This window comes from Pseudomonas sp. LBUM1646 (assembly GCF_059716165.1).
Window position 1 is genome coordinate 3,796,930 of the sequence record NZ_CP166810.1, and the last position, 21,552, is coordinate 3,818,481.

The window sequence follows — 21,552 nt, forward strand, 5'->3', positions numbered from 1 at the left end:
TTGAGAAATACTGTTTGAGCATAACGATAGATTCGCCGCACGAACGCGAACCGATGTAGCAGCTGTCGAGCACCGCGAGGCAGCGTTCGGCGGCGAAGCCGTCGTAAACCCAGCGCTGCGGTCTATTTGAAACACCGCGGTGGCTGACTCTACGACGGCTTCGCCGCCGAACGCTGCCTCGCGGTGCTCGACAGCTGCTACGGAAAAACCGCGTTAACGCTTGAGGATCTGGTCCATCACCCAATCGGTCTTCAACGCCTGTTCGGCCACCGCCGGATGCTGCGCTTCGCCACGGATGTGCGCATTCATGCCCAGCACGTGATGCCACTGGATGTGTTCGTGATGATCGATGTTCAGGCTGAGGGTTTCATCGGCTTCGAGCACCACCGGATGCTCATCAAACACCGCGAAACTGATTCGGCCCTTGCTGCCAATCACCTCGACCCGATCCTCACGCCGATCCGCCACGAAATTCCAGCAGCCCATGCCTAATGCCCCGGAGGCAAAGCGCCAACTGGCGCTGACCGCGTCTTCTGCCGCATACAATCGGGCCTGCTGCGCCGTAAAACCGGCGACGTCGACGATATCGCCGAGCAAGTACTGGAACAGGTCAAACCCATGGCTGGCCAGGTCAGCAAAATAACCACCACCGGCAATCACCGGATCAGTACGCCAATTATCGGAGCCACCCAAATCTGCCGGTGAAGGGGTTTTGGTCAACGTCCAGGTCAGGTGCCGGACCTCGCCGATCCGCCCCTCCTCCAGCCATTGCCGCACTTGCTGGAAACGCGGCAGCGAACGTCGGTAGTAGGAAACGAACAGGTGCAGCCCGGCATCGGCAAAGACCTTTTGCATCTCACGGCTTTGCCCGGCATTCAGCGACATCGGTTTTTCGACGCAGCAATGTTTGCCGGCAGCGGCGACCATCAGAGCGAAAGCGTGGTGACTGTCGGGTGGCGTGGCGATGTACACCGCATCCACCTCGGGGTCGTTGATCAGCGACTGGGCATCGGTGTAAACCCGGGCGATGCCGTGGCGCGCGGCATAGTCGGTCACCGCCTCCCGCCGTCGCCCCATCACCGCCACCAACGCCGAACCGGGCGCCTTGTAGAAGGCCGGCCCGCTCTTGCGTTCGGTGACATCCCCACAACCAATCATGCCCCAGCGCACCACGTTCATATTCACTCCTTGATAGATTTAGCCGATGCGCAAAGCGCGCAGGTCCAGGTGACCGTCCTTCAGCGGCGGGCACCAGTAGTAGCCGCCAGTGATCGGCCGGCTCATGCGATACAAACCATCGGTGATGCCGTCTTCCAGACCGCTCATGCGCCGCAGTTGCGCTTCGAACGCGTCAAGGGAGAAGCCGAACGCGAGGAACATCAGGCCGGCGCGGTGACCTTCGATCCATGGCATCGAACGACGGACCACAAAGGCTTCGGGTGTGAAGCTTTCCTGGGCGGTGCGTTTGACGTGGGCGGAGATCGGCGCGTCGTCGAGTTCTTCGTTGTCGCTCAGGCGACGGCCCATGATGTTGTCCTTTTCATGGGACGGCATGGCGTTGAAGCCTTTCAAATTATGCTGCCACTGCTGGATCGCGGCGAAGCTGCCACCGACCGTGCCATCGGCGCCGTTACTGACCAGCGCGGCGGCCACGGCGGCCTCGTCGTGGGGGTTTTCGGTGCCGTCTTCGTAGCCAGTCAGGTCGTGGCCGGTGAGGTGGCGGAAGGTTTCGTTCATCTGCACCAAACGGAACGCCGGGGCCAGCGCGGCTTCGATGGCGGTGCTGCGATTGAGCAATTCACCACGGTCGACGCCATGCAGCCAGCACCAGAGCGCGTGTTGGGTCGACGGGTTGTCGACACCAACGCCGGTCATGGCCGGGAATGCGCGCAGGCCTTCGATCTGACCGTGCAGGGCCTTGACCAGGGATTCACCGAAACCGACCACCGCCGACTGGCCGTCCACCAGTTGTATCAATTTGTCGAGCGCGGCCGGCAGCTCGGCGGCGGATTCGAGGGCGAAGAACATATGACGGGCTTGAGGCGGAACGGGGGTGGCGAGAATGCCCGGCTGGTAGTAACTCATATGAACTCCTTGGGAAAGAAGCGCGGAGTTTAACCGGGGCACCGGCAAATGTGTGTTTTCACGGCAAAAGATCAACCACATCCCCGTAGCAGCTGCCGAGCACCGCGAGGCAGCGTTCGGCGGCGCAGCCGTCGTGAAATCAGACTATGCGGTGTGTCAGGTGGGCCGCGTGCATAGGTTTTACGACGACTTCGCCGCCGAACGCTGCCTCGCGGTGCTCGGCAGCTGCTACACACAGGGCTGCGAATCCTGGCGAAACGCGCTGGGGCTCATCCCCGTCCAGCGCTTGAACGCCCGGCGAAAGCTGCGCACATCGCTATAGCCGACCTCCTCGGTAATCCGCTCGATCGACATTTCAGGATTGGCCAACAAACTCAAGGTCCTTGCCTGGCGCACCTGTTCCAGTAACGTCTCGAAAGTCAGCGCGTGCTCAGTCAGGCGCCGACGCAACGTACGGCTGCTCATGTTCAAATCACCGGCAATCTTTTCGATATGGCTGCCGCGCGTCAGGTCCCGGGCAATCGCCCGCTCCACCGCTTGAATCAGATCAATCTTCTGATGCACCTGCGCCGCTTCCAGCTCCAGCAGCTTGACCGCCTGCCGCAACGCCAATGAATGATGATTAGGCAGTCGCACATCCAGCCAATGCGCGGCGATCACCATGCGGTTTTGCAGGCAACCGAAACGCACGTCCGGCCCGAGCAATCGCGCGTACTCGGCAACGTAATCCGGCGCGGCATGCACGAACTCCACCGCCATCGGCTTGAAATCGACCCCGACTAACGCCCGCCCGTAAACCAACAAACTGGCGAAAAACTCCTCCACCGCAAACACCTGCACATCGGCAAACGGCAGGCGGCATTCGATATCGACAAACACCCGATCCCCCGCCTCCTCCACGCTCGACACCACGATGCCGCCCGAGGTGTGCTGATGGCGGATGCCCAGCTCAAACGCATCACGCAAAGTCTTGCACAGCGACAACACATGCCCGAGCAAACCCAGGGTGCCGAGCACGTTCTGCGCGCCGACCCACAAACCGAGCCCGCGATTGGGCAGCACTTTGAGTGCGCGCTGGATCATCGCCACGGCTTGGCGATAGGAAATGCGCTGCGCCGGGTCCTGGAGATCTTCGAGGGTGAAGCCCAGGCCACGGCACAGGTTCTCGGAATTGACCCCGTTGAGCTCGGCGACTTCGGCCAGGGTTTGCAGCAGGAATGGCGAGACGAGTGCCAGTTCGTAGGTAGGATCGACGACTTTCATTTGCATGGGGCAGGACATCCCGGATCAGGCTGAATTCTTATTTTTGTTACCGGTTATGTCGAAAGAACTTAGCACAGGGTTTTACGGCTGTCCGCAGAAGCCCCCCTACGTGGCCGCCAATACCCTGCCCGCCAAGGTCCGAACCGCTTATTTCTATGCAACGGCCCGCGCGGCCGGCGGTGCGTCCCTAACAATAATAATGAGTACACCCATGAACCCGACCCGCACGACATTCCGCTTGCGACTGGCCGTCAGCCTGGCTGGTGTGTTTGCCATTCATTTGCAGGCCTCGGCCACCGAGGCTGGCGTCGACAACATCGGCACCGGCACCGATGGCTTTTTCATGCTGCCGCTGGACGTCAACAGCCTCCCGGACAACATGGTGGCCTTCAACGTCTACTACAACCATTACAAATCCAGGAAGCTGAACATCAGCTCCCTCGGCGGCAAAGTGCCGAACGTGGAAATCGAATCCACCGCCGTGATCCCGCGCCTTGATTACCTGAGCCCGGTGCGCATTTTTGGTGGTCGGCTGGCAGGCTACATCGCGCAGCCCTGGCTCAAACAGGAAGTGTCGGTGTTCGGCTTGCAAGACACCCGCGAAGGCATGGGCGACACCACCATCGCGCCGATCATTCTCTGGGACATGGGCAAGAATCTGACCCTCGGCGCCGCCGTGGAAATCACCGTGCCCACCGGCGAATACAGCCCCGATCGCCTGGCCAACACCAGCAACAATTTCTACACCTACAAACCGCTGTTCTCCTTCACCTGGCTGCCGACGGAGCGCACCGAGGTGTCGATGAAGACCACCTACAGCTTCAACGAGAAGAACAAGGACACCGACTACAAGTCGGGACAGATTTTCCACTTCGATTATTCCGCCAGCTACAAGATCACCGACAACCTGATGCTCGGTTTGAACGGCTACTACCTCAAGCAAACCACCGACGACAAACAGTTCGGCCGGACCGTGCAATTCAACGGCGAAGACGTCAACGACGGGGTTCGCGGCCAGGTCTTCGCCATCGGCCCGGCGCTGCACCTGACCTTCCTCAAATACGCCAGCGCCGAGATTCGCTGGGCCAAGGAATTCGACGTTGAGAACCGGCCGGAAGGCGAGATGTTGTGGGCGAAGATCAGTATTCCGTATGCGTTTTGACGGATAACTCAATCGAACTCATGTGTACAAGCGAGCCTGCTCGCGAAAGCGGCCGACCAGCCAATAATGATGTCAACTGACACGCCGCAATCGCGAGCAGGCTCACTCCCACAGGTTTTGCCCCTGACCGTCCGTCGCCACTGTCAGATCTGACAGTAGGCAGCGCAACGCCATTTCTTGTGTGATACCTCCACCCTGTCCTGCGGCGAAGAGGTATCCCCATGAACAAGTTCCATCCGGTTGAATCCGAAACACCCAATGCCCCTCTGGCGTTGCGTCCGCCGTACTTCCCGTCCAGCACCACCCTGACCGACCCAGACCACTACGCTGGCGGGATTCCGATTCGTGCACTCGAAGGGGATCTGCAATGCATCGTCAGCGCCTGGCTCGCCATGGGCATCGGCGATAAAGTTGAGATGTATTGGCAGAGCCTCACCTCACCGGTTGTCAGTAAAACCATTGAGTTTGATCACGAACTGGATAAGCCGGTGGTGCTCTGGATCCCCCGCGAACACGTCCTGGACGGTGACGCGATGCCGGTGTTTTACCAGGTCACGCAAGGCACCCAGACACCGGAACGCTCGGAGCCGCTGGAAACCTACCTGGTCAAGACCACCCGCCCTGGCAACTATGACGACAGTCCCGAAGAAGGGCATTCCGGGTTCAATTACACCTTTATCACCGACGTCTCCGGGGGTGTCGACGCGGACATGGCCGACCGGGGCGTGCAAATGCGCATCGAGCCCTATGAACACAGGACCACGTTCGACCGCATCGTTTGCCGCTGGGGCAGTCAGGAAGTGATTTATTACCCGGTGACTCAGGCGCAGGTCGACGACCCGGTCAACAACCCGATCATCATCACCTTCACGCGCGCCGTGATCGAAGCTGCCGGTGACGGCACGCGGGTGGTCGTGACCTTTCAGGTCATCGACCGCGTCGATAACCGCCCGGATGAGCGCGCGCCGTGGGCCAAATTCGCCTACGTGAAGGTGGATCTGGACGGCAATCGGCTGGAGGCGCCGCTGGTACTGGTTGGGAGCAAACCGACCAATACCATCAACCTCGAAGATTTGCGCAACGACGATGTGAACGTGCGGGTCTACACCCGTGCCACGGACTTCGCGGTGGACGACACTGTCCGCCTGACCTGGACCGGCACCCCGGCCCAAGGCTCGCCGATCATCGTCGGGCCGCTGGTAAAACTGGTGGATTACGTGCCGTTTCACCTCGACTTCTTCATCCCCAACGCCGCCGTCAAAGCCATCGCCCAAGGGTTTGCCACGGTGTCCTACGTGCGCATCCGCAGCGGTGAGGCGGATCAGCCATCGAAAAACGCCAGCGTCAGCGTGGAGGGTGACATCAGCCGTTTGCCGGCACCGAGCGTGGTGCAAGCCCCCAACGGTACCCTGCCAGCCGACTCGCCTTACGCAACGATTTCCGTGGCGTATTACGAAGGTCGCAAACCCGGCGACCTGATCACCATTCATTGTCAGGGCAAACGCCCGGGCGGTGGCGAGACCTACTACCAGATCCCCATCATCGTCAGCGGCGAGCCCGTCGGCACACCCATCGAGCGCGGCCTGCCCGGCAGCGAAATCAGCCCCCTCAATGGCGGCACCTTGAAGATCTATTACACAGTAGCCAATGATGACGAACTGGCGGTGCGCAGCGAGCGTGATTCCCTGGTGCTGGAACTCAACGTCGGTGTGGCCCTGCCCGAGTTCCGCGCCCCCGATGTCACCGAAGCCGACAGCAAAGACGTGCTGTTACCGGAAAACGCCCCGACCGGCGCCAACATCACGGCCCGTTTCAACGACCCGGTGATCGAAACCCGCGCCAAAGATATCGTCGGCTTGCGCTGGGTAGGTTCTGTCACTGGCGCCCACCCACTGTACGAAATCCCGCTGACCATCCACACCGCCGGCAAACCGGTGCCGTTCTGGGTGGACCCGAGACACATTGGTCCCAACCTCAATGGCACAGTGACGGTGGATTATTACCTCAAGCGCGCGGGGGAACCGCTGCGTTTTTCTCGCGAGCGGGTGTTGAGTATTGGCAGTGCGCGGCTGGAATTGACGCCGCCGACCCTGCTACCGCCGGCTACCAGTCCGATTGATGTGCTGACTTATGCGAGTGGCGTAACTGTGCAGATGACGTTTGCCAGCAGTCCCGGCGACAAAGCACAGCTGAAAGAGATTAACCCTGCACCGGGCGCCGTGCCGTTTCCCGAACAGGACTTTATCGGCGGACAATCGGACTTCAACCTTAGCCCGGCGTTTTTGGCGGCGCGGCATGGCAAGGATGTTGACCTGATAGGGGTGTTGATTCAGCCAGGAACACCGCCAGTGGAGTCATTGCCTTTGGTGCTGACGGTGAGTCGGATTGCGGATGGGGACGTGCGGTTGCCGGTGCCATCAATCCCAGAAACTAAAGGAACGGCGATCCTGGACCTCAATACATTCGCAGGGGACGCCACTGCCAGTATTGAGCCTTGGTTGCCATTAATCGCATTGGGACAGAAGGTTTGGTGTCAGTGTGTCGGTACGCGAGAAGATGGAAGCACGATAGTTATTCCAATACTCGAAAACAAAAATGTGACTGAAAAAGAATTAGCAGAGGGCATAAACCAGCCGATCCCTCGCACTAAACTCAACGACTTAAAAAATAACTCCGAATTATTACTTGAGTTCAGGGTCGCACTTAGCACGGCTGATGACGAAACGGAAACCTTGAAATTTCAAACACTAAAGACAAACATAATCTCTGCACCAAACATATTAATTGATGACTTTGATTATTTGACACCACACTTTAGTCTCCCTTCAGTAACGACCAAGCACATGACCATGCAAAAGAAAAGCGCTGGACTGGGGCTGGATGTGGTCGCCCTCGAAGATTATTATATGTACCCTGGAAAAGTTGAAGGCATAGCAATAAGTTTTAGCGCAAAACCGGCATACGCTACAGAAACCGGAACCATAATCTTCAATTCAACCCACCCGAAAGTAAAATTTTTTGTTAGCCTATGGAGTGGCTCCGACAGATACGATATAGAGTATGTGAAGTATGACTGTTACTCTTCTAGCGGAAGCTTTTTAGATAGCAAAACAATCCGACCAAAGTCACAAGGACCAACGGAACTTTTTGAAATAGTCTTTGAAAAACCCAACATAAAAACAATTGAAGTCACCACATTGAGGGCTGGTGGCAGCTTTATTTCTGCAATAGATAACATGGAGCTAACTCCATAACAACAATCTATCGAAAAAAGTGACGTATTTATTCAACAGGCTCCACTCATTGTTGTAGGAGCTGCCGAAGGCTGCGATCTTTTGATCTTAATTGTTAGGGCAAGATCAAAAGATCGCAGCCTTCGACAGCGCCTACGGGATCGGGGTCATGCCTGGAAAACGCCTACAGGAAAAGCAGCTGTTTCGGGCGTTGCGTTGGTTGACTGCCCTGCCCTCTCTCCCTATCCTCGCGCCTGTCACGACTCATTCGTGATCGGGTTTGACGGCTCGGCGTTTTTCAGGACCTTGTGCAGCGCTATGGCAGCTGTGCGTGGGGCACTTTCGAGTGCGCCGGGTTCCTGAACCGGTCCGTCAACCTGCGTACAGTTGCCACCTGATTCGTTTGACGGCGATGACGTGGCCACTCCATTTTTCAGGAGATGCACATGACCAACGCAACCACAAAATCCACCCCCTTCGCCCGCTGCGACCACGTCGACCATCACCTCTTCGCCGTACAACCCGACATCCCCCTGCTCGACGCCCTGGAACACGCTTCCGTCTACCTCAGCTGCGCCGAAGCCCTCGCCCATCAAGCCCCTAACGCCACCCGCCCGGAACACATTCAGACATTACGCTGGGCCAGCAAGCACATGCTCGATACCGCACGCTCACTGGTGCAGGCCTCGATCGACGGTTTGCACGCAGCACAAGCGGGAGGTGAGGCATGAATGCGCATATGCCGATGACCAACAATGACCACGACATTGCGGTGTTGCTGGTGGCCACGCAAGCGCCGTTGGATGTTTTGCACGGCAGCGCGGCCAGTCGTTTTCTAGCGGTGACGCAGATGATGGAAAGTCTGGCCAGCCTTGATATCACGCAGGCCAAGGGCGCCGATGTGCAGCAACTGGCGCAGGCGGCGGCGATGTTGTTGCGCGATGGCTGTGATGTGATGGATGTGCTGGGGCGGCGGATTCGGGCTCAGGGTTGACCGTCTGAGTTGATGTTGTTTGTGCTGGCGTCTTCGCGAGCAAGCTTTGCTCCTACGGCGGATCTGCGGTGTACGCCAGATTTGCGGACGGCGCCAATCTAGTGTGGGAGCGGGCTTGCTCGCGAAGGCTATTTCACATTCAACATTGATGTTGGCTGACACGGCGCTTTCGCGAGCAGGCTCGCTCCCACAGGGGATTTTTGGTGAACACACTATCTGTGTTCGGCGTTAATCCCGGTAGGAGCCGAGCTTGCTCGCGATGGCGATGGCCCGGCAAGAATACTGTCGCCTGCCACACCGCTATCTCGAACAACTCGGCTCCTCCAGTTCTATAACGTCAGTTGCCCGCGCTCCTCCTCGGTCAACTGCTGCCGGGCCTGTTCATCCAAGGCTCCGGCGCCCAGCACTTGCACCGGGCTGTCGGGGTTGTAGCCCTTCGTCGGTGCCAGGCTCGCGCCATCGCGGGACGGTGCCAATTGTTCCGAGCCAAAGCTCAGCACCTGCACGGTGAACACCGACGCCTGATTCTGTCGCGCCGCTGCTTGCTGCTGCCGCGCCACATCCTCCGCCGCTTGTGTCGCCGAAGACGCCGCCGAGCTGGCCGAGGTAATCGCCCCGGTATTGACCGACGCGGTCACCGGCACCCCGGACGACTTGCCCTGGGTCTGGATGTTCGCCGCGTTGACCACCGTCAGCGCGGCGATGTTGACGTTGCCCGACACTCGGATCCCCGCCTCGCCAGCATCGATGGTGCCCAGCGGTGCAATGAGGTCGATGTCCCCCGGCGCCACTTCGGGAATCGGATTCAACGTCGCGATCCCGGCGCCAGTGCTCGGCACCGACGGCGACAGGGTGACGTTGCCCCAAGTGTCGTAGACGCGTTTTGGCGGGGTGTAGACCACGGTGGTTTTCGAGCCGCGACCGGCGTTGATGTCGCCCTGGGCCGACCAGCCGAAAATCGAGCCGCCGAACGTGGTCATGATCCGGCTCTGGCCCAGCAGGATGCTGCCTTGGGAATACAGCTGGATATCGCCGGAACCCTGAGTGATCACCCCCGCCGTCGACGGTGGCGCGGCACCTTCGATGCCGTAGATTTGCCGTCCGCCCGGCGTCAGTACCTGGATGTCGCCACCGAAATCGGTGTGGATGCCCGCGCCGCCGTAGAGCGTGACGTCACCGTCGTAGTTGATGGTATTGCCGGCCACATCCTTGGTCGGGAACAGCGCAGCAATTGCCTCGCGCCCTCGCACGTAACTGCCGCTGCGGGTGGCGCCGACGGTGTTGTATTCGCGGCCGCCCACCTTCAGTTCGGCGAAGTAGATCTTGCGGGCAAAGACCCGTTGCTGCTCCGCCGGCAATGCCGCGAAATAGTCCGCTGCCTGACGGTCATCACCGCTGAAACCGAAGCGCTCGCGCAGCCACTGGTTCAAATCAGCGCTGTAGTTCTTGATCGCTCCCTGCCCCAAATAACGCGTCAGCAAACCTTGATAATTCGGCCCTTGGGCGCCGGCACCGACAATCAGCGAGATCGACGCACCGCTCTCATTGACCGAAGAGCGGGCATCGACATTGCCGATGCTGTTAAACCCGCCTTCCTGGTAGACCTGCCCCACGCCTGAACCGGCACCGTACAGGTTGCGGCCGGCACTGACTTCCAGCAAACCGGGGCCGGCGACGTTGAAGGTGCTCAAACGAATGTCACGCCCCGCCGACACGACGGAAATATCATCGGCCCGACTGTGGACGATCAGGTTGCCGGTGGATTGCCCACCCGTATTACCACTGACCTCCGTCGGCACGATGGTGTTTGTGCCCAACGGCACGCCGGCATTGACGATGTCACGCCCGGCCATGACCCGTAGCGGGCCACTGCCCTCATAGCGAACTTCGTTGCCCGAGTTTCCATAACGCAGGATTTCCCCGGTGCGCAAGCCAACGATGTCGCCGTCAATGGCGTAGAAGCGCACCGGTTGGCGCTCCGGCCAGGCCATAGTGGTGAAGGTATCGGCACCGAAGGTGAACAACGAGAATTTATTCACCTCTTTGTTGTAAATGTCCGCACTCAGGTTGCTGTAGAGAACGCCCCCGAACTGATTGGTGCCCATAAAAGCCGGGTTGAACGGCGTGGGGATTCGCGCCGGATCAGCCCCGGACTGTGTCACCGCATAACCGCCGGCATAGATCGAATCGCCAGCAATCAGTTGCAGTTCGGCATTGGCCGACGGTGCTGTCATCAGCGAAAAAGTCGATGACTCACTACTGCGACCGGATGCCGAAGAGCCGTAATAGAGACTGCCATTGGCCGCGACTGCGCGCAGGATCGAGGGATAGAACATCCGTCCGCCAACGGCAGGCGTGTTCAGGCTTGGTTTGTTTTCAGTGTTCAAAAATGGCGTCAGATTGCCGCCCGCACTGAACAAGTCGATCGCGGTGTTGGGGGTCCACAGAGAGAAGCCGCTGTATCCAAAACCGTCATGGTCTGTGCCTGATGCATCCTTGAAGCCCGTGGTGTTCTTCATCTCCAGACGCCCTGGGTCGCCCACCCCGTCGAGCACCAGATCACCTCGGCTGTTCAACTGCACGCCGGCATCACCGGCCACCACCGTCATCCCCCCTTGAGCCTCGGCCAGGGTTGCGACATAGGCATCATAAGCGCGGGACTCTTTGGGGTCCTGGTAGGAGCTATAACTGCCGTAGCTCAGATCCAGCGCACCGATAGCACCGGCCTGCAGTTGCAGTGAACCGCGCAGGTTGACCAGGGTGCCTTTGAGATCGGAGGTTGAGCCGCTGGTGGCTGCACGAGCGGTTGCCGACGGGTTGAGCTGGCCGCCGATGCGCACTTGCATGTCGCCACCGCCGGTCAACACCAGGTTGCCATCACTGGCCACTCGACCGCTGCTGCCCACAGCCAGGTTGATACCCTGGCTACGCTGCACTAACGAATCACCTGTCACACCGCTGTAACCCAGTAACCCCGCGTCACCGGCAGCACTGATATCCAGATTACCGCCGCCCAGCGTACCGATACCGGTGAAGCCCACCAGCGCCGGGTCGCCACTGGGTTGCCCCACGAACGTACCGAAGTTGATCCACCAGGCCGTCGGAATATCCGAACCGTTGCCCATGCCCTGACGCCACAGCCAGTTGCCGACCGCCGCCGACCCAAGCTGCGGGCGGATGCCTTGGGTTTCGGTTTTATGCCCGAGCGTATCGCCGTGCAGTTGCCCGCCGGCGTTCAGGCGCAGGTTACCGCCCTGCTCCGGATACCAGGCTTGATACGCCGCACCCTGGGTCAACGGTTCGTAGGCACTGGCATCAACACCCAATACTGTGCCGTCGGCCCCGCGTCCGCGAGATTGTTGCCAGGGATCACTGCTAGCACTGGCGAGCGAAGCCGATTGGGTGCCCGCCGTGTAGATACCAAATAGCGATTGCATGCTGAAGTCACCGGCGCTGAGCAGGTCGAGATCACCGGTGCCGGTGCGCAATACGCTGAACAACTGTGTGCTCGGAGTGGCGACGGTGCGCAGGGGCTCCGGCGGCACCGGAACTTCAACACACCATGTCGGGAAGAGCGTACAAAACTGGATCTGATCTTCCGGGACTGGCGTTCCCGGGTCCGCGACGGGATTGTCGGGGCCCCAAACCCATACCGTTTTGACCGGCACCGGCACACACCAGCTAGGAAGCATGTCACAGAGATACACCTGATCCTCAGGTACAGGCGTTCCCGGGTCGGCAATACCATTTTCGTCGCTCCAGAGCCAGCCAGTGCCGGGATCCTCACCGGTGGTTTCGCGCTTGGCCATGTAATGCCCGTCCGCCAGGCGCAAATGCCCTTCGCTGCCATCTACCCGCGTGAGGCGACTATCCGCCGCCTCGGTATCAGCCCCGGCCACCAGGCGCATCGACCACGACAACGAACCGTCCGGCAACATCGTCGCCACCGCCCAGTTGCGGCCCTGTTGACCGTTGACGCTGGGGCGCAATTCGATCAGGTCAGTGCCATCTGCCAACTTGACGTCGGTTTCGGCCGGGATCAGACCACCAATCGGCAAGGTATTGGCGCCCGATTGCACCAGCCCGGTGTCCGGCAAGGCCACGCCCTTGGGCCAGACACCGGACTTCACGGTGACCGCCACAGTGAAGCGGCTGCCAGCGTCCAGGCGTGTGTCGGACGGCAATGTCACGGCCTCGGGCAAGATCGTCCCGGCGGCGTACAACACATCGCCATTGGCATCGCGCACCGCGGCGCTGAGCAAGGTGCCGGCCGCCAGGTTCAGCGGGGTATCGAGCACCAACGCGTTGGGTAACAGGGTGCCGGCGTTCAGGGTCATGGCCTTGAACGGCAGGTCATAGTTGAGCACGCTGCCCGCCGGGTACTGGGTGCCGTCCGCCAGTTCGATGCCTCCTCGAGGCACCACCACATCGCCACCGAACGGTTGCTTGCCGGGGATCAGCAACCAACCGTTGCCATCGGTGCGCCCGACGGCATCCGCCGGGTCCGGTGGCATAAAACCATCAGTGACGCTGCCGAAAATATCCAGGTTGCCCCCGGCGCGAATCACCAGGCTACCCGGTTCGCCGGAACCGTAGACAGACGTTTTCTGACTGTGGGGGTTTAGGCTGGCGTAGCGGTAACCGGACAAGTCGACATCACCCGAAATCACCATGTCGCCGTTGGCCGTGGCACTGGCGATTTGCACACCGGGACGCAAATGGAAGGCATCAGCGTAGGTCGGGTTATTCAGCCCGGCGAGCTTGCCATTGAGCAACGCGGTGTTGACCAGCGCGGCGTCGATGAAAGCGGTGCTTTCGGCGTGCTTGCCGTCGAGATACGCCTGATCGATGACTTGATACGGACGACCGTCGGCATTGTTGCCGCTGCCCAACGGTGCATCGGTGTAGCGCTGCACGGCATTGAGCGTGATGTCCCGCGCGCCCTGAATCGCCAACGGCCCACGGGCATCGATGTCGATATCATCCGCGCCCAGGCGTCGGGCATTCAGTTCGAGGGTGCCACGCTGGCGGCCATCGTTCTGCCCGGCACCATTGCCCAGCGGTGCATCAGTCCCGTGGCGCAGGTCGATCCTTGAACCTTGCGCCAACACCAACGGGCCATCCTGGGCCGTCAACTCGATCAAAGCGTGGTTCGGTGAATCGATGATCTTGCCGTAGCTGTCGACCCGCAACTGCGTGCCATGGGCATCGAGCAGCGCCGTGCTCGCCAGGGTCAACCCGGTCTTGCCCGCCAGGCGAATACTGCCCACCTTGCGGCCACTGGCATCGACTGTGCCGAGTACCGTGAGGCTGCCGTTGTCCACCGAGACATTGATTTCATTGGCCTTGAGCTCATTGCCGATCACCAGGTCGCCGCGCTTGAGCTGGAAGCTGCGCGAGCCAAACACTTGATCGCGGTTCAGCCGCTGGTTGAGCGCGGCGAAATCCCCGACGCTCTGCGCGCGAATGTCCACACCGCCCGCCGCATAAGGCACCAGGGTGCCACCGGCGTTGTAGTCACCGCTGGCGCTGCCGAGGATTTGCCCCTGCAAATCCACCAGGCCGGCGGCCTCGTTCACGGCGTAGGCACTCAATTGCCCGGCGTAGTTGTTGCGCGCACTCAAGTCAATGACCGACCCGCCAGCCTGGCGGATGTTGCCGGTTGCGCTCTTGAGGATCAGGTCGCCGCCCCAGCTGTATTTGCGCACGTCGTTGAGCAGCAACTCGCGGCCGGCCAGGTCCAGTTGTGCGGCGTCGCCGAGGGTCAGGTCGCCGGTGCTGGCCAGGGTCAGTTTGCCGCTGGGCAGGCGCACGGTGCTGTCGAGCAGCACACTGAGGCCTTCAAGGGACAGTTCCGCGCCCAGTGCCGAATCGTCAGCGACTGCGGCGCTACGACCGGCAATCCCGGCCACCGTAATAGCGCCCCCGGCCTTGATCCGGTTGACCGAACCGGCCTCACCGGTCCACAGCGGCGTGTTGACCCGCAGATCGCCACCGCTGTAGGTGAAACCGCTGCCGGGCACGTAATCGCCTTGCGCCTGATAGACCTTCAGGCCACCGATATGGTTGGCTGTGATGCGCTGGTTCGCCGTCAGCTTGACCTGACTGAAGCCCAGGGCCAGGCGCTGACTGTCATTGTTGTTCGCCTGGCTGCTCGGCCCGTAACCGAACTCCAGGGTATCGACCAGAATATCCAGCGCACCATTGCCAGTACCTGCACCGTTAGCAATGGGTGCAGCGGCCGGGCTCGTGGTGCCGTTCCACACCAGGGTGCCGGTGCGAATCGTCGCCCGCTCATCCGCCGCGACATAGCCATAGATGGCCGGCGTGCCGAGCACCAGGCGTTGCAAGCGCGACTGACCGTTCTGGTCGAGGGTGCTGAGTTCGGCGTTGCCATAGAAGTTCACCGAATCTCGAGCGTTGAGCACCAGGTTTTCCAGGGCCGGCGCGCCTTTGGAAGCGTCACCAAGCAATAGACGATCAAGCACTTGCTGATTGAGCGTCAGCCCCTGGGGCAAGGCGTCGCGTTGCTGCGCGGCAGCCAGGGCCTCGGTCGAACCGATGTTGACCCCGCCCACCGCCAGGATCAGGTTTCGTGTGCCGAAACGTACCGAATCATCCAGGTTGAAGGTGTTATCGGTGGCCACCGTGATCGAGCCTGCCGAGTACAGCTCTGTCGTACCGGTGCAGGTCAGCGATGTACACCGGCCTATGCGCACCGGGCTGGCGCCGGTGACCCCGGCCGCCGAAGCGGTGGGTGGTAATACATCGAGCCAACCATTGGACACCGCTAGCAGACCATTTTGGCCCGGATCAAAAATGTAGCCACTGCGTGAATCGTAAGGCGCATTACCCTGCCCGAGGGTGTTGATGCTCGCGCCTTGCTCAATGACGATGCCATCGCCATTCTTTCCGTTCGCCACCAGAAACACTTCCCCGGCCTGCAGCGTTGCCCCTTGGCGCACATAAACATCGCGCACTTGAGCATCGAACGTCACCAGGTTACCGCCCTGGCCATAGAGCACGCCCGGCAGCGCACCGAGGGACAGTCTCGGTGCCTTGAGCGCATTGAGTTCGCTGGCATAGATCGATGGCCCGGTGAGGTCCGGCATCGCGGATTGTCCGGCCCCCAACACTTCCAGCGCGTTACCGCCGACGACGCCAACGCTGCCCCCCAATCCTTCGCTGGCCGGCGTAAACGCAGCCAGGCCCTTGAAGTTGAAGGTTTGCTCAGGGTTGCCGGTGCCGGTGAAATTCAGCAAAAGCGTCTTGCCGTCCGCCTCGATCATCGGCCGTGGCACACCTTTGAGCGCAGCATCTGCCTTGGCGAACGCGGCATAACCGGTTTCGTTGTACTGCGCGTAACGGCGCAGCACATCGCCGGAGGTGACGATCCATTGACTGGACAGCGGATCTCCAATCCCGGTGCCGGCGATGGATAAACGGCCAGAGGTGGCCCACGAACCATTACGCATCGCCAGGCTTTTGCTCAGGCTGCCAGCACTGGCCAGGCCATTGAGTTCAACCCGGAACGCGCCGGGCAACAGGGCGTAACTGGCCGGCATCAAGGTATAAGTACCGGCCGGCAACCCCGGCACACCGGCATCCAGCGTAATTCGCTGGCCGACTACCGGGTCCCGTACCCCGCTCTCACCCGCCAGCGGCGCGTAAGCCGATGCACTGCCCGGCACGATGGCGTACACCGGATTGCTCGAAAGCCCCGGCAAAGTGAAGCGGCCATCCGCGCCGTTTTGTACCAACGGGTTGTACCGCGCGTCAGTGGAGCCGCCGCGCCCGGCGATAAACCCGGCGCCGGTCAATTCGCCACCGCCGGACAAGTCCAACACCGCGTCTGGTTGCACATCAATGCGCGGGGATCTCAGTGAAATACCCACTGACAGCACGCTTTTGCCCACGCTGCCGCCTGCGCCAAGCAACTCGACCGTCTTGCCGTTGTATTGATAGGTCAGGCCGTCGACCGTGCCACCATAGGGCATCAACAAGCCGTTGCCGCTGACCGAAGTCAGGCTACCGGGCAGGAACGACAGGGTCTGCAAAACGTTTGGCGTGACACCGAAGCTCAACAAGCCGAGCGGCGCCCGAATTACTCCGCCCTGGAGAATGGTTCCGCCATCCAGGCTCAATTGGCCGAACGCCGAATAGGGTATGGCCGGCAACGTGTCAGTGGTCCGCCCGATGGCCAGGGTGGATTCGGCGGTGGTCCTGATGCTCGCGTTAGCCCCGGTAACCGGGTAAAGCTGCGCCGCCAGCAGTTTCAGGTCGGCGTTGCTCTGCAGTTGCGTCACACCCCCGGCATTAAGTGCCGAAGCGCCAAGGAAACGCAGATCACCGCCAGCTCGCAAAGTGGTTTGCGCAAAGCCGCGGCGGTCCACCAGCAGGTCCGGCCCCTGGTTTTGTTCCAGGAGACCATGGGCGCCAAAGGTGACGTTATCGCGCACCTCCATCAGCTCGGCGCTCAGTTGCAGTTGCGCGAGGCTGTCGCGGGTCGACAAACCGCCTTGCACCGTCGGCCGCACGGCCGCATCAGAACCGGTGGTAGAACCGCTGGCCGTGGCCCCCGCCAGGCGTAGGTACGGTGCCTGCAACGATACACGACTGCCGCTGGCGGCATTTTCCGTCAGTGCCAGCGAGCCGGCGTACAGGCTCAGGCTTTGTTTGAGGCTCAGATTCACATCACCGTCAAACGAAAGAATGCCGTTACTGAGTAGCGACAGGTTGTCGAAACCGCCATTGGCAACACGCTCTACGTCAAGCCGCCCCTGACCATAAGCCAGCGGGGCCGATAGATCGACCGCCGTACCCGGCCCTTGGGAGATCACCAGCTCCCGGGGGACCCGTAGCGCATTGTCAATACTGCGCTTGAGATAGAAACCCGTCTCCAGCGCCACCGACAGGCTGCCGCCTGCCGCGGCCACGCCACCGGATGCCGCGCTGAGCTGGCCGTCGATGACCAAGCCATTGTTGGAACTCAAGGCAATCTTGCCACCGGCGCTGGCTATCGAGCGCGGGCCTTGGTCACGAATGTCCAGCTCAGCCTGGGCGCCGTCGGCCAGCAGCCGCGAACCCTGTTCCAACACTACAAACAGGTCCGGTGCCTTGGTCGTGCCCTGATCGGCGTTGATGTCGCCGCCAATCATGATGCTGCCGCCCGCGCCGACCTGGCCGTAACGCCGGCCCTGGGCATCGATGGCCGTCACGGCCCGTGCCGACACATCGATCACGCCGCTGCTGCCCAGGCGAATCGAGCGTTGATGCGCCGCCTCGTCGAGCCCATTGGCAATCGTCACCGGGTTGATCTGGCCCAGGTTCACAGAACCGCCCCAGGCGTTGAGCTGACCGTTGACGGTCAACTGGCCGATGCTCGCCAGGTTCAATGCCCGTCCCGGATCGACGTTGAGCACCGCGCCCTTCTCAAGGGTCAGGCTGACGTCCGGCCGGTCGCTCAAAGGCGAGAGCAATGTGCCGGCGCTCAGGCTCAAATCCGCGCCCGCCCGCTGGCTGAGCACGCCCTTGATCGGGTCTTCCTGATACAGCTGCGGGGTCCACACTTCCAGCAACTGCCCGATCTGCGAACTGGCGTTGCCCTGCACGTCCGGGCGCAGGCGATACACCGGCCGGGTGACGTTGACCTGGCTGTCCGCCAGCACCGTCAGGCCCTGGTTACCGCTCACCCGGTACTGGCCGAAACCTTTGTTGAAAAAGTCGGCGGCCAGTACTAGCGAGTCGTCATCCATGCCCCTTGTCGGACTGCCGATTTGCACTTTTCCGGCCTGAATATCCAGGGTGCCGGCGCCATCGACGCCGTACCCCAGCAGCTCGGCACCGATCAACAACTGGCTGCTGGAACCGCTGCTGTTGGCGTTGGCCGCCAGGGTGATATCGCCACCGCGACCACCCTGCAATTTATTGTTGCTGAGCAAGGTCGCGCCCGACGATACATCGATCCGGCTGCCCTGCTGCAACAGCACGTCGCCACTGCTGCGCAACGCCACCGTGCCGCCGTTGCGATAGGCCAGGCCGTCGCTTTGCACGTCGCTCAACGATTGGTTGCGCCACAAGCCACTGGCATCCAGCTGCACGCCGTTGGTCACGACGACGGCGACTTTGCTGCCGGTCGGTGCATTCAGTTGCGTGTCTTCTACCTTGTCCAGATTCAGTTGATTGAGCACGTTGCCGACCAGAAGGCTGCCGCTATGCGCAGTCAGGTCGGCGTTCACGTCGATGCGCGGGCCGTACAGGGTGATGTCGCCACCGGGGGTCACCTGCAACGCGCCATCGACCACGATCCGGTCCTTGGCGGCGACCTTGATCGCGCCCAGTTCGAAGTCATTCAGCAGACGGCTGTTCAACGTCAGGTTGCCTTTGCGTTCGGTGGCTACCGTGTCGTCCAGCGCGATGGTGTCGCTGACCAACGGTGATTCATCACTGAAGTTGACCTTGTCCAGCACCGCGCCCAACTGATAATTCAGGGTGCCGGCACTTTGCAGATAACGCAGCACGTAACTGCCGACGATTAACTGCGCGCCTCGGGCGGCGCTGTTCTGGGTTTGCTGGTAACCGTCAAGCCCGGCCTGGGGCGCCTGGGTTTGCCGGTCACCCTGGAAGGTCTTGCCCACGAGCTCGCCTTCAAGCACGGCATTGTTGGTCGCAACCACCAGTTGCCCGGCATCGCGGCCCACGGTGTAGCCATTTTCGTAACGCTCACGGGGCGCAATAAGCGGGTTGTAGAAATAGTCGGTCTGGCCCCAGCGCTCGCTGTGATCTTCATAGCCTTTGTAGACGCCGGTGTAGAGCAAATCACCGGGGGCCTTGGACACTTCATACAGGCGACCATCGGCGCCCTTGAGCCAGCTCTGCTGAACCACGCCACCCTGCACATCGAGGGTGCCGCCCGACAGGTTGATCTGCGAGCCTTGCCGGGTGACCAGATCGTTACCGGTGAAGGTCAGGCTGCCGCCCTGGGCCATCCATTCACCGATGCTGTGGTTGCGGGTGCCGAGGTAGCCGCCGACTTCCAGCAAGCCGCCGGCGGTGTACCAACGGTCCGTGGCATAGCCGTTGACCCCGGCGGCCACGTGTACCAGGTCACGCACATCGACCCACACGTCCGTGCTGTTGAGGCTGCCCTGCTCACGGTTGCCCGAAGCATCGCGCTGTTCGTTACCCTGGATGTTGACCTTGATGCTGTTGGCTTCCATCGCCACTTTGACGCCGACCGCGCCAGACACGTCGATGATCGCGCCGTCGCGCACCAGGCTGCGTTTGCCGGCGCTGACCGCGACCTGGCCGCCGGTGGCCAGCACAATCGAGCCCCCCGCGAAATCCACTGTGCCGCCGCTGACGATCTCCACCCGCGACTGGTCGGTGCGATCACTGACTTTGCTCAGGTTGTCGAACCGCCCGGTGGCGTTGTTTGGTAGCACACCGTTGAGGTTGTTGATCGCGGCCTCGCGCTGACTGTCCAGCGCCGCCCCGTCTTGCTCCAACAGGATCGTACTGACGCTGCCCTGGCCCAGCGTGACGCTGCCGGTGGCATCGCTGGCGGCGTTGAGCAGATGAATCGTGCCCCGTGTGTCCACCGAAGTGCTGGCCAGCAGTACGCCGTTTTGCTCAATCTGATGTCCGGTCAGGGTGATGTCGCCGGTCGCGGCTTGAATGAAGCCGCTGTTGATCACCGTACCCGCCGTGCTGCCCGTCTTGAGACTGGTCGCCACTTCGTTGCCGCGAGTAGTCGATTGCTGGTTGCCCTCGGTGCCCGCGCCTCGGCGGATGTAAAAGCTGTCGCCAGCGGCCAGGGTTGCCTGGCCTTTGGGCGTGATGATGGTGCCGTCGTTGTGTACTTCGCTGCCGAGCAGTAAGGCATAACCGCCGGACTGCGTGGAGGAGCCGGCCGGCAGGGTTTGCAGCACGGCGCCCCGTTGCACCTCGACCTTGCCGAACGCCTCGCTGAAGGTGGGCTGGGTGCCGTTCTGGTCGACGTACAGACCGTTTTTGCTGAACTGGTCATCGCTGATGGTCGCGGCGGCGGCCACCAGATTGCGCACATTGACCTGGCTGCTGCCGCTGAACAGGATGCCGTTACGGTTGACCAGCAGCACCGTGCCCGGCGCGTTGATCTGGCCGGCAATCACACTGGCGCGGGCGCTCGGATCGTTGACCCGGTTGAGCACCGCCCAGTTCGACTGTTGGCCGAATTCCACGGTGGTATCGCGGCCGACGTTGAACGTTTCCCAATTGAGGATCGCCTTGTCGGCGGTCTGCTGGATACGCACGGTGGTCTTGCCGTCGGCCTGGGTCTGCTGCGGCGCGTTGGCGTTGATCCAGCCCTTGGTCAGCGCATTGTCATCGACCTTCAGCCCACCCTCGCCCAATCCATTAGGGATGCTCTGCGGTTGCCCCAAAGCAAACTGTCGCCCCGCCGCTTGCGCCGCTTGTTGCGCGGCAATCGCCGCCACGGTGTTGTTCAGGTTATCCAGCGAACGCTGCAATTGCTGATTGACCCGCTGCTGCTGGGCCAATGGCGGTGGCGCGCCGGGCACCTGTGCGCCGGGGCGTGCGGTACCACTGGCCTGGGCTGCGCCCTTGGCGGCGAACCAACCGGAACTGAACGCCGTGGCCGCTTCGGCACTGCCGGCGATCATCAGCAACGCGATGGCCTGGGCCAGCGGTTTCAAGCGCAACAACGGATGCTCCAGTGAGCGCACAGGGACATTCAGATCAGGCGTGGTTTTACCGCGAGGCATCACTACTCTTCCTTTTGCAATTCTCGGAAACGGGCTGCTGCAACGGCGGGC

8 protein-coding genes are annotated in these 21,552 nt (G+C 61.2%); 4 read left to right on the top strand and 4 right to left on the bottom strand.

The window, feature by feature from the left end; genetic code table 11:
• Window positions 1-213: 213 nt before the first annotated feature.
• From ACA071_RS17375 to ACA071_RS17385, 3 genes are all read right to left on the bottom strand, one after another.
• Entirely contained in the window at window positions 214-1,179 is a 966-nt protein-coding gene (locus ACA071_RS17375) for a Gfo/Idh/MocA family protein (protein ID WP_497640275.1), read from the bottom strand.
• A gap of 18 nt (window positions 1,180-1,197) precedes the next feature.
• Window positions 1,198-2,085 carry a Dyp-type peroxidase gene (locus ACA071_RS17380; RefSeq protein WP_497640276.1) on the bottom strand — a complete coding sequence of 296 codons (888 nt, stop codon included), beginning with the start codon at window positions 2,083-2,085 and terminating at the stop codon, window positions 1,198-1,200.
• Window positions 2,086-2,313: 228 nt separating this feature from the next.
• Window positions 2,314-3,354 (bottom strand): AraC family transcriptional regulator, encoded by a 1,041-nt coding sequence (locus tag ACA071_RS17385; protein WP_497640277.1) that lies wholly within the window; start codon window positions 3,352-3,354, stop codon window positions 2,314-2,316.
• 205 nt (window positions 3,355-3,559) lie between these two features.
• Here ACA071_RS17385 and ACA071_RS17390 point away from each other — a divergent pair, with 205 nt between their 5' ends.
• From ACA071_RS17390 to ACA071_RS17405, 4 genes are all read left to right on the top strand, one after another.
• Window positions 3,560-4,510, top strand: a complete 951-nt coding sequence (locus tag ACA071_RS17390; RefSeq protein ID WP_497640278.1) for a SphA family protein — start codon at window positions 3,560-3,562, stop codon at window positions 4,508-4,510.
• Window positions 4,511-4,731: 221 nt separating this feature from the next.
• Window positions 4,732-7,764 carry a hypothetical protein gene (locus ACA071_RS17395; protein WP_497640279.1) on the top strand — a complete coding sequence of 1,011 codons (3,033 nt, stop codon included), beginning with the start codon at window positions 4,732-4,734 and terminating at the stop codon, window positions 7,762-7,764.
• A gap of 425 nt (window positions 7,765-8,189) precedes the next feature.
• Window positions 8,190-8,474: a DUF3077 domain-containing protein gene (locus ACA071_RS17400; RefSeq protein ID WP_497640280.1), complete on the top strand. Its 285-nt coding sequence runs from the start codon at window positions 8,190-8,192 to the stop codon at window positions 8,472-8,474.
• Window positions 8,471-8,737, top strand: a complete 267-nt coding sequence (locus ACA071_RS17405) for a short-chain dehydrogenase (RefSeq protein WP_497640281.1) — start codon at window positions 8,471-8,473, stop codon at window positions 8,735-8,737. Before ACA071_RS17400 ends, ACA071_RS17405 begins: the two co-directional genes overlap by 4 nt.
• Window positions 8,738-9,066: 329 nt before the next feature.
• Here ACA071_RS17405 and ACA071_RS17410 read toward each other — a convergent pair whose 3' ends face one another.
• Window positions 9,067-21,501 carry a filamentous hemagglutinin family protein gene (locus tag ACA071_RS17410; RefSeq protein ID WP_497640282.1) on the bottom strand — a complete coding sequence of 4,145 codons (12,435 nt, stop codon included), beginning with the start codon at window positions 21,499-21,501 and terminating at the stop codon, window positions 9,067-9,069.
• Window positions 21,502-21,552 lie beyond the last annotated feature (51 nt).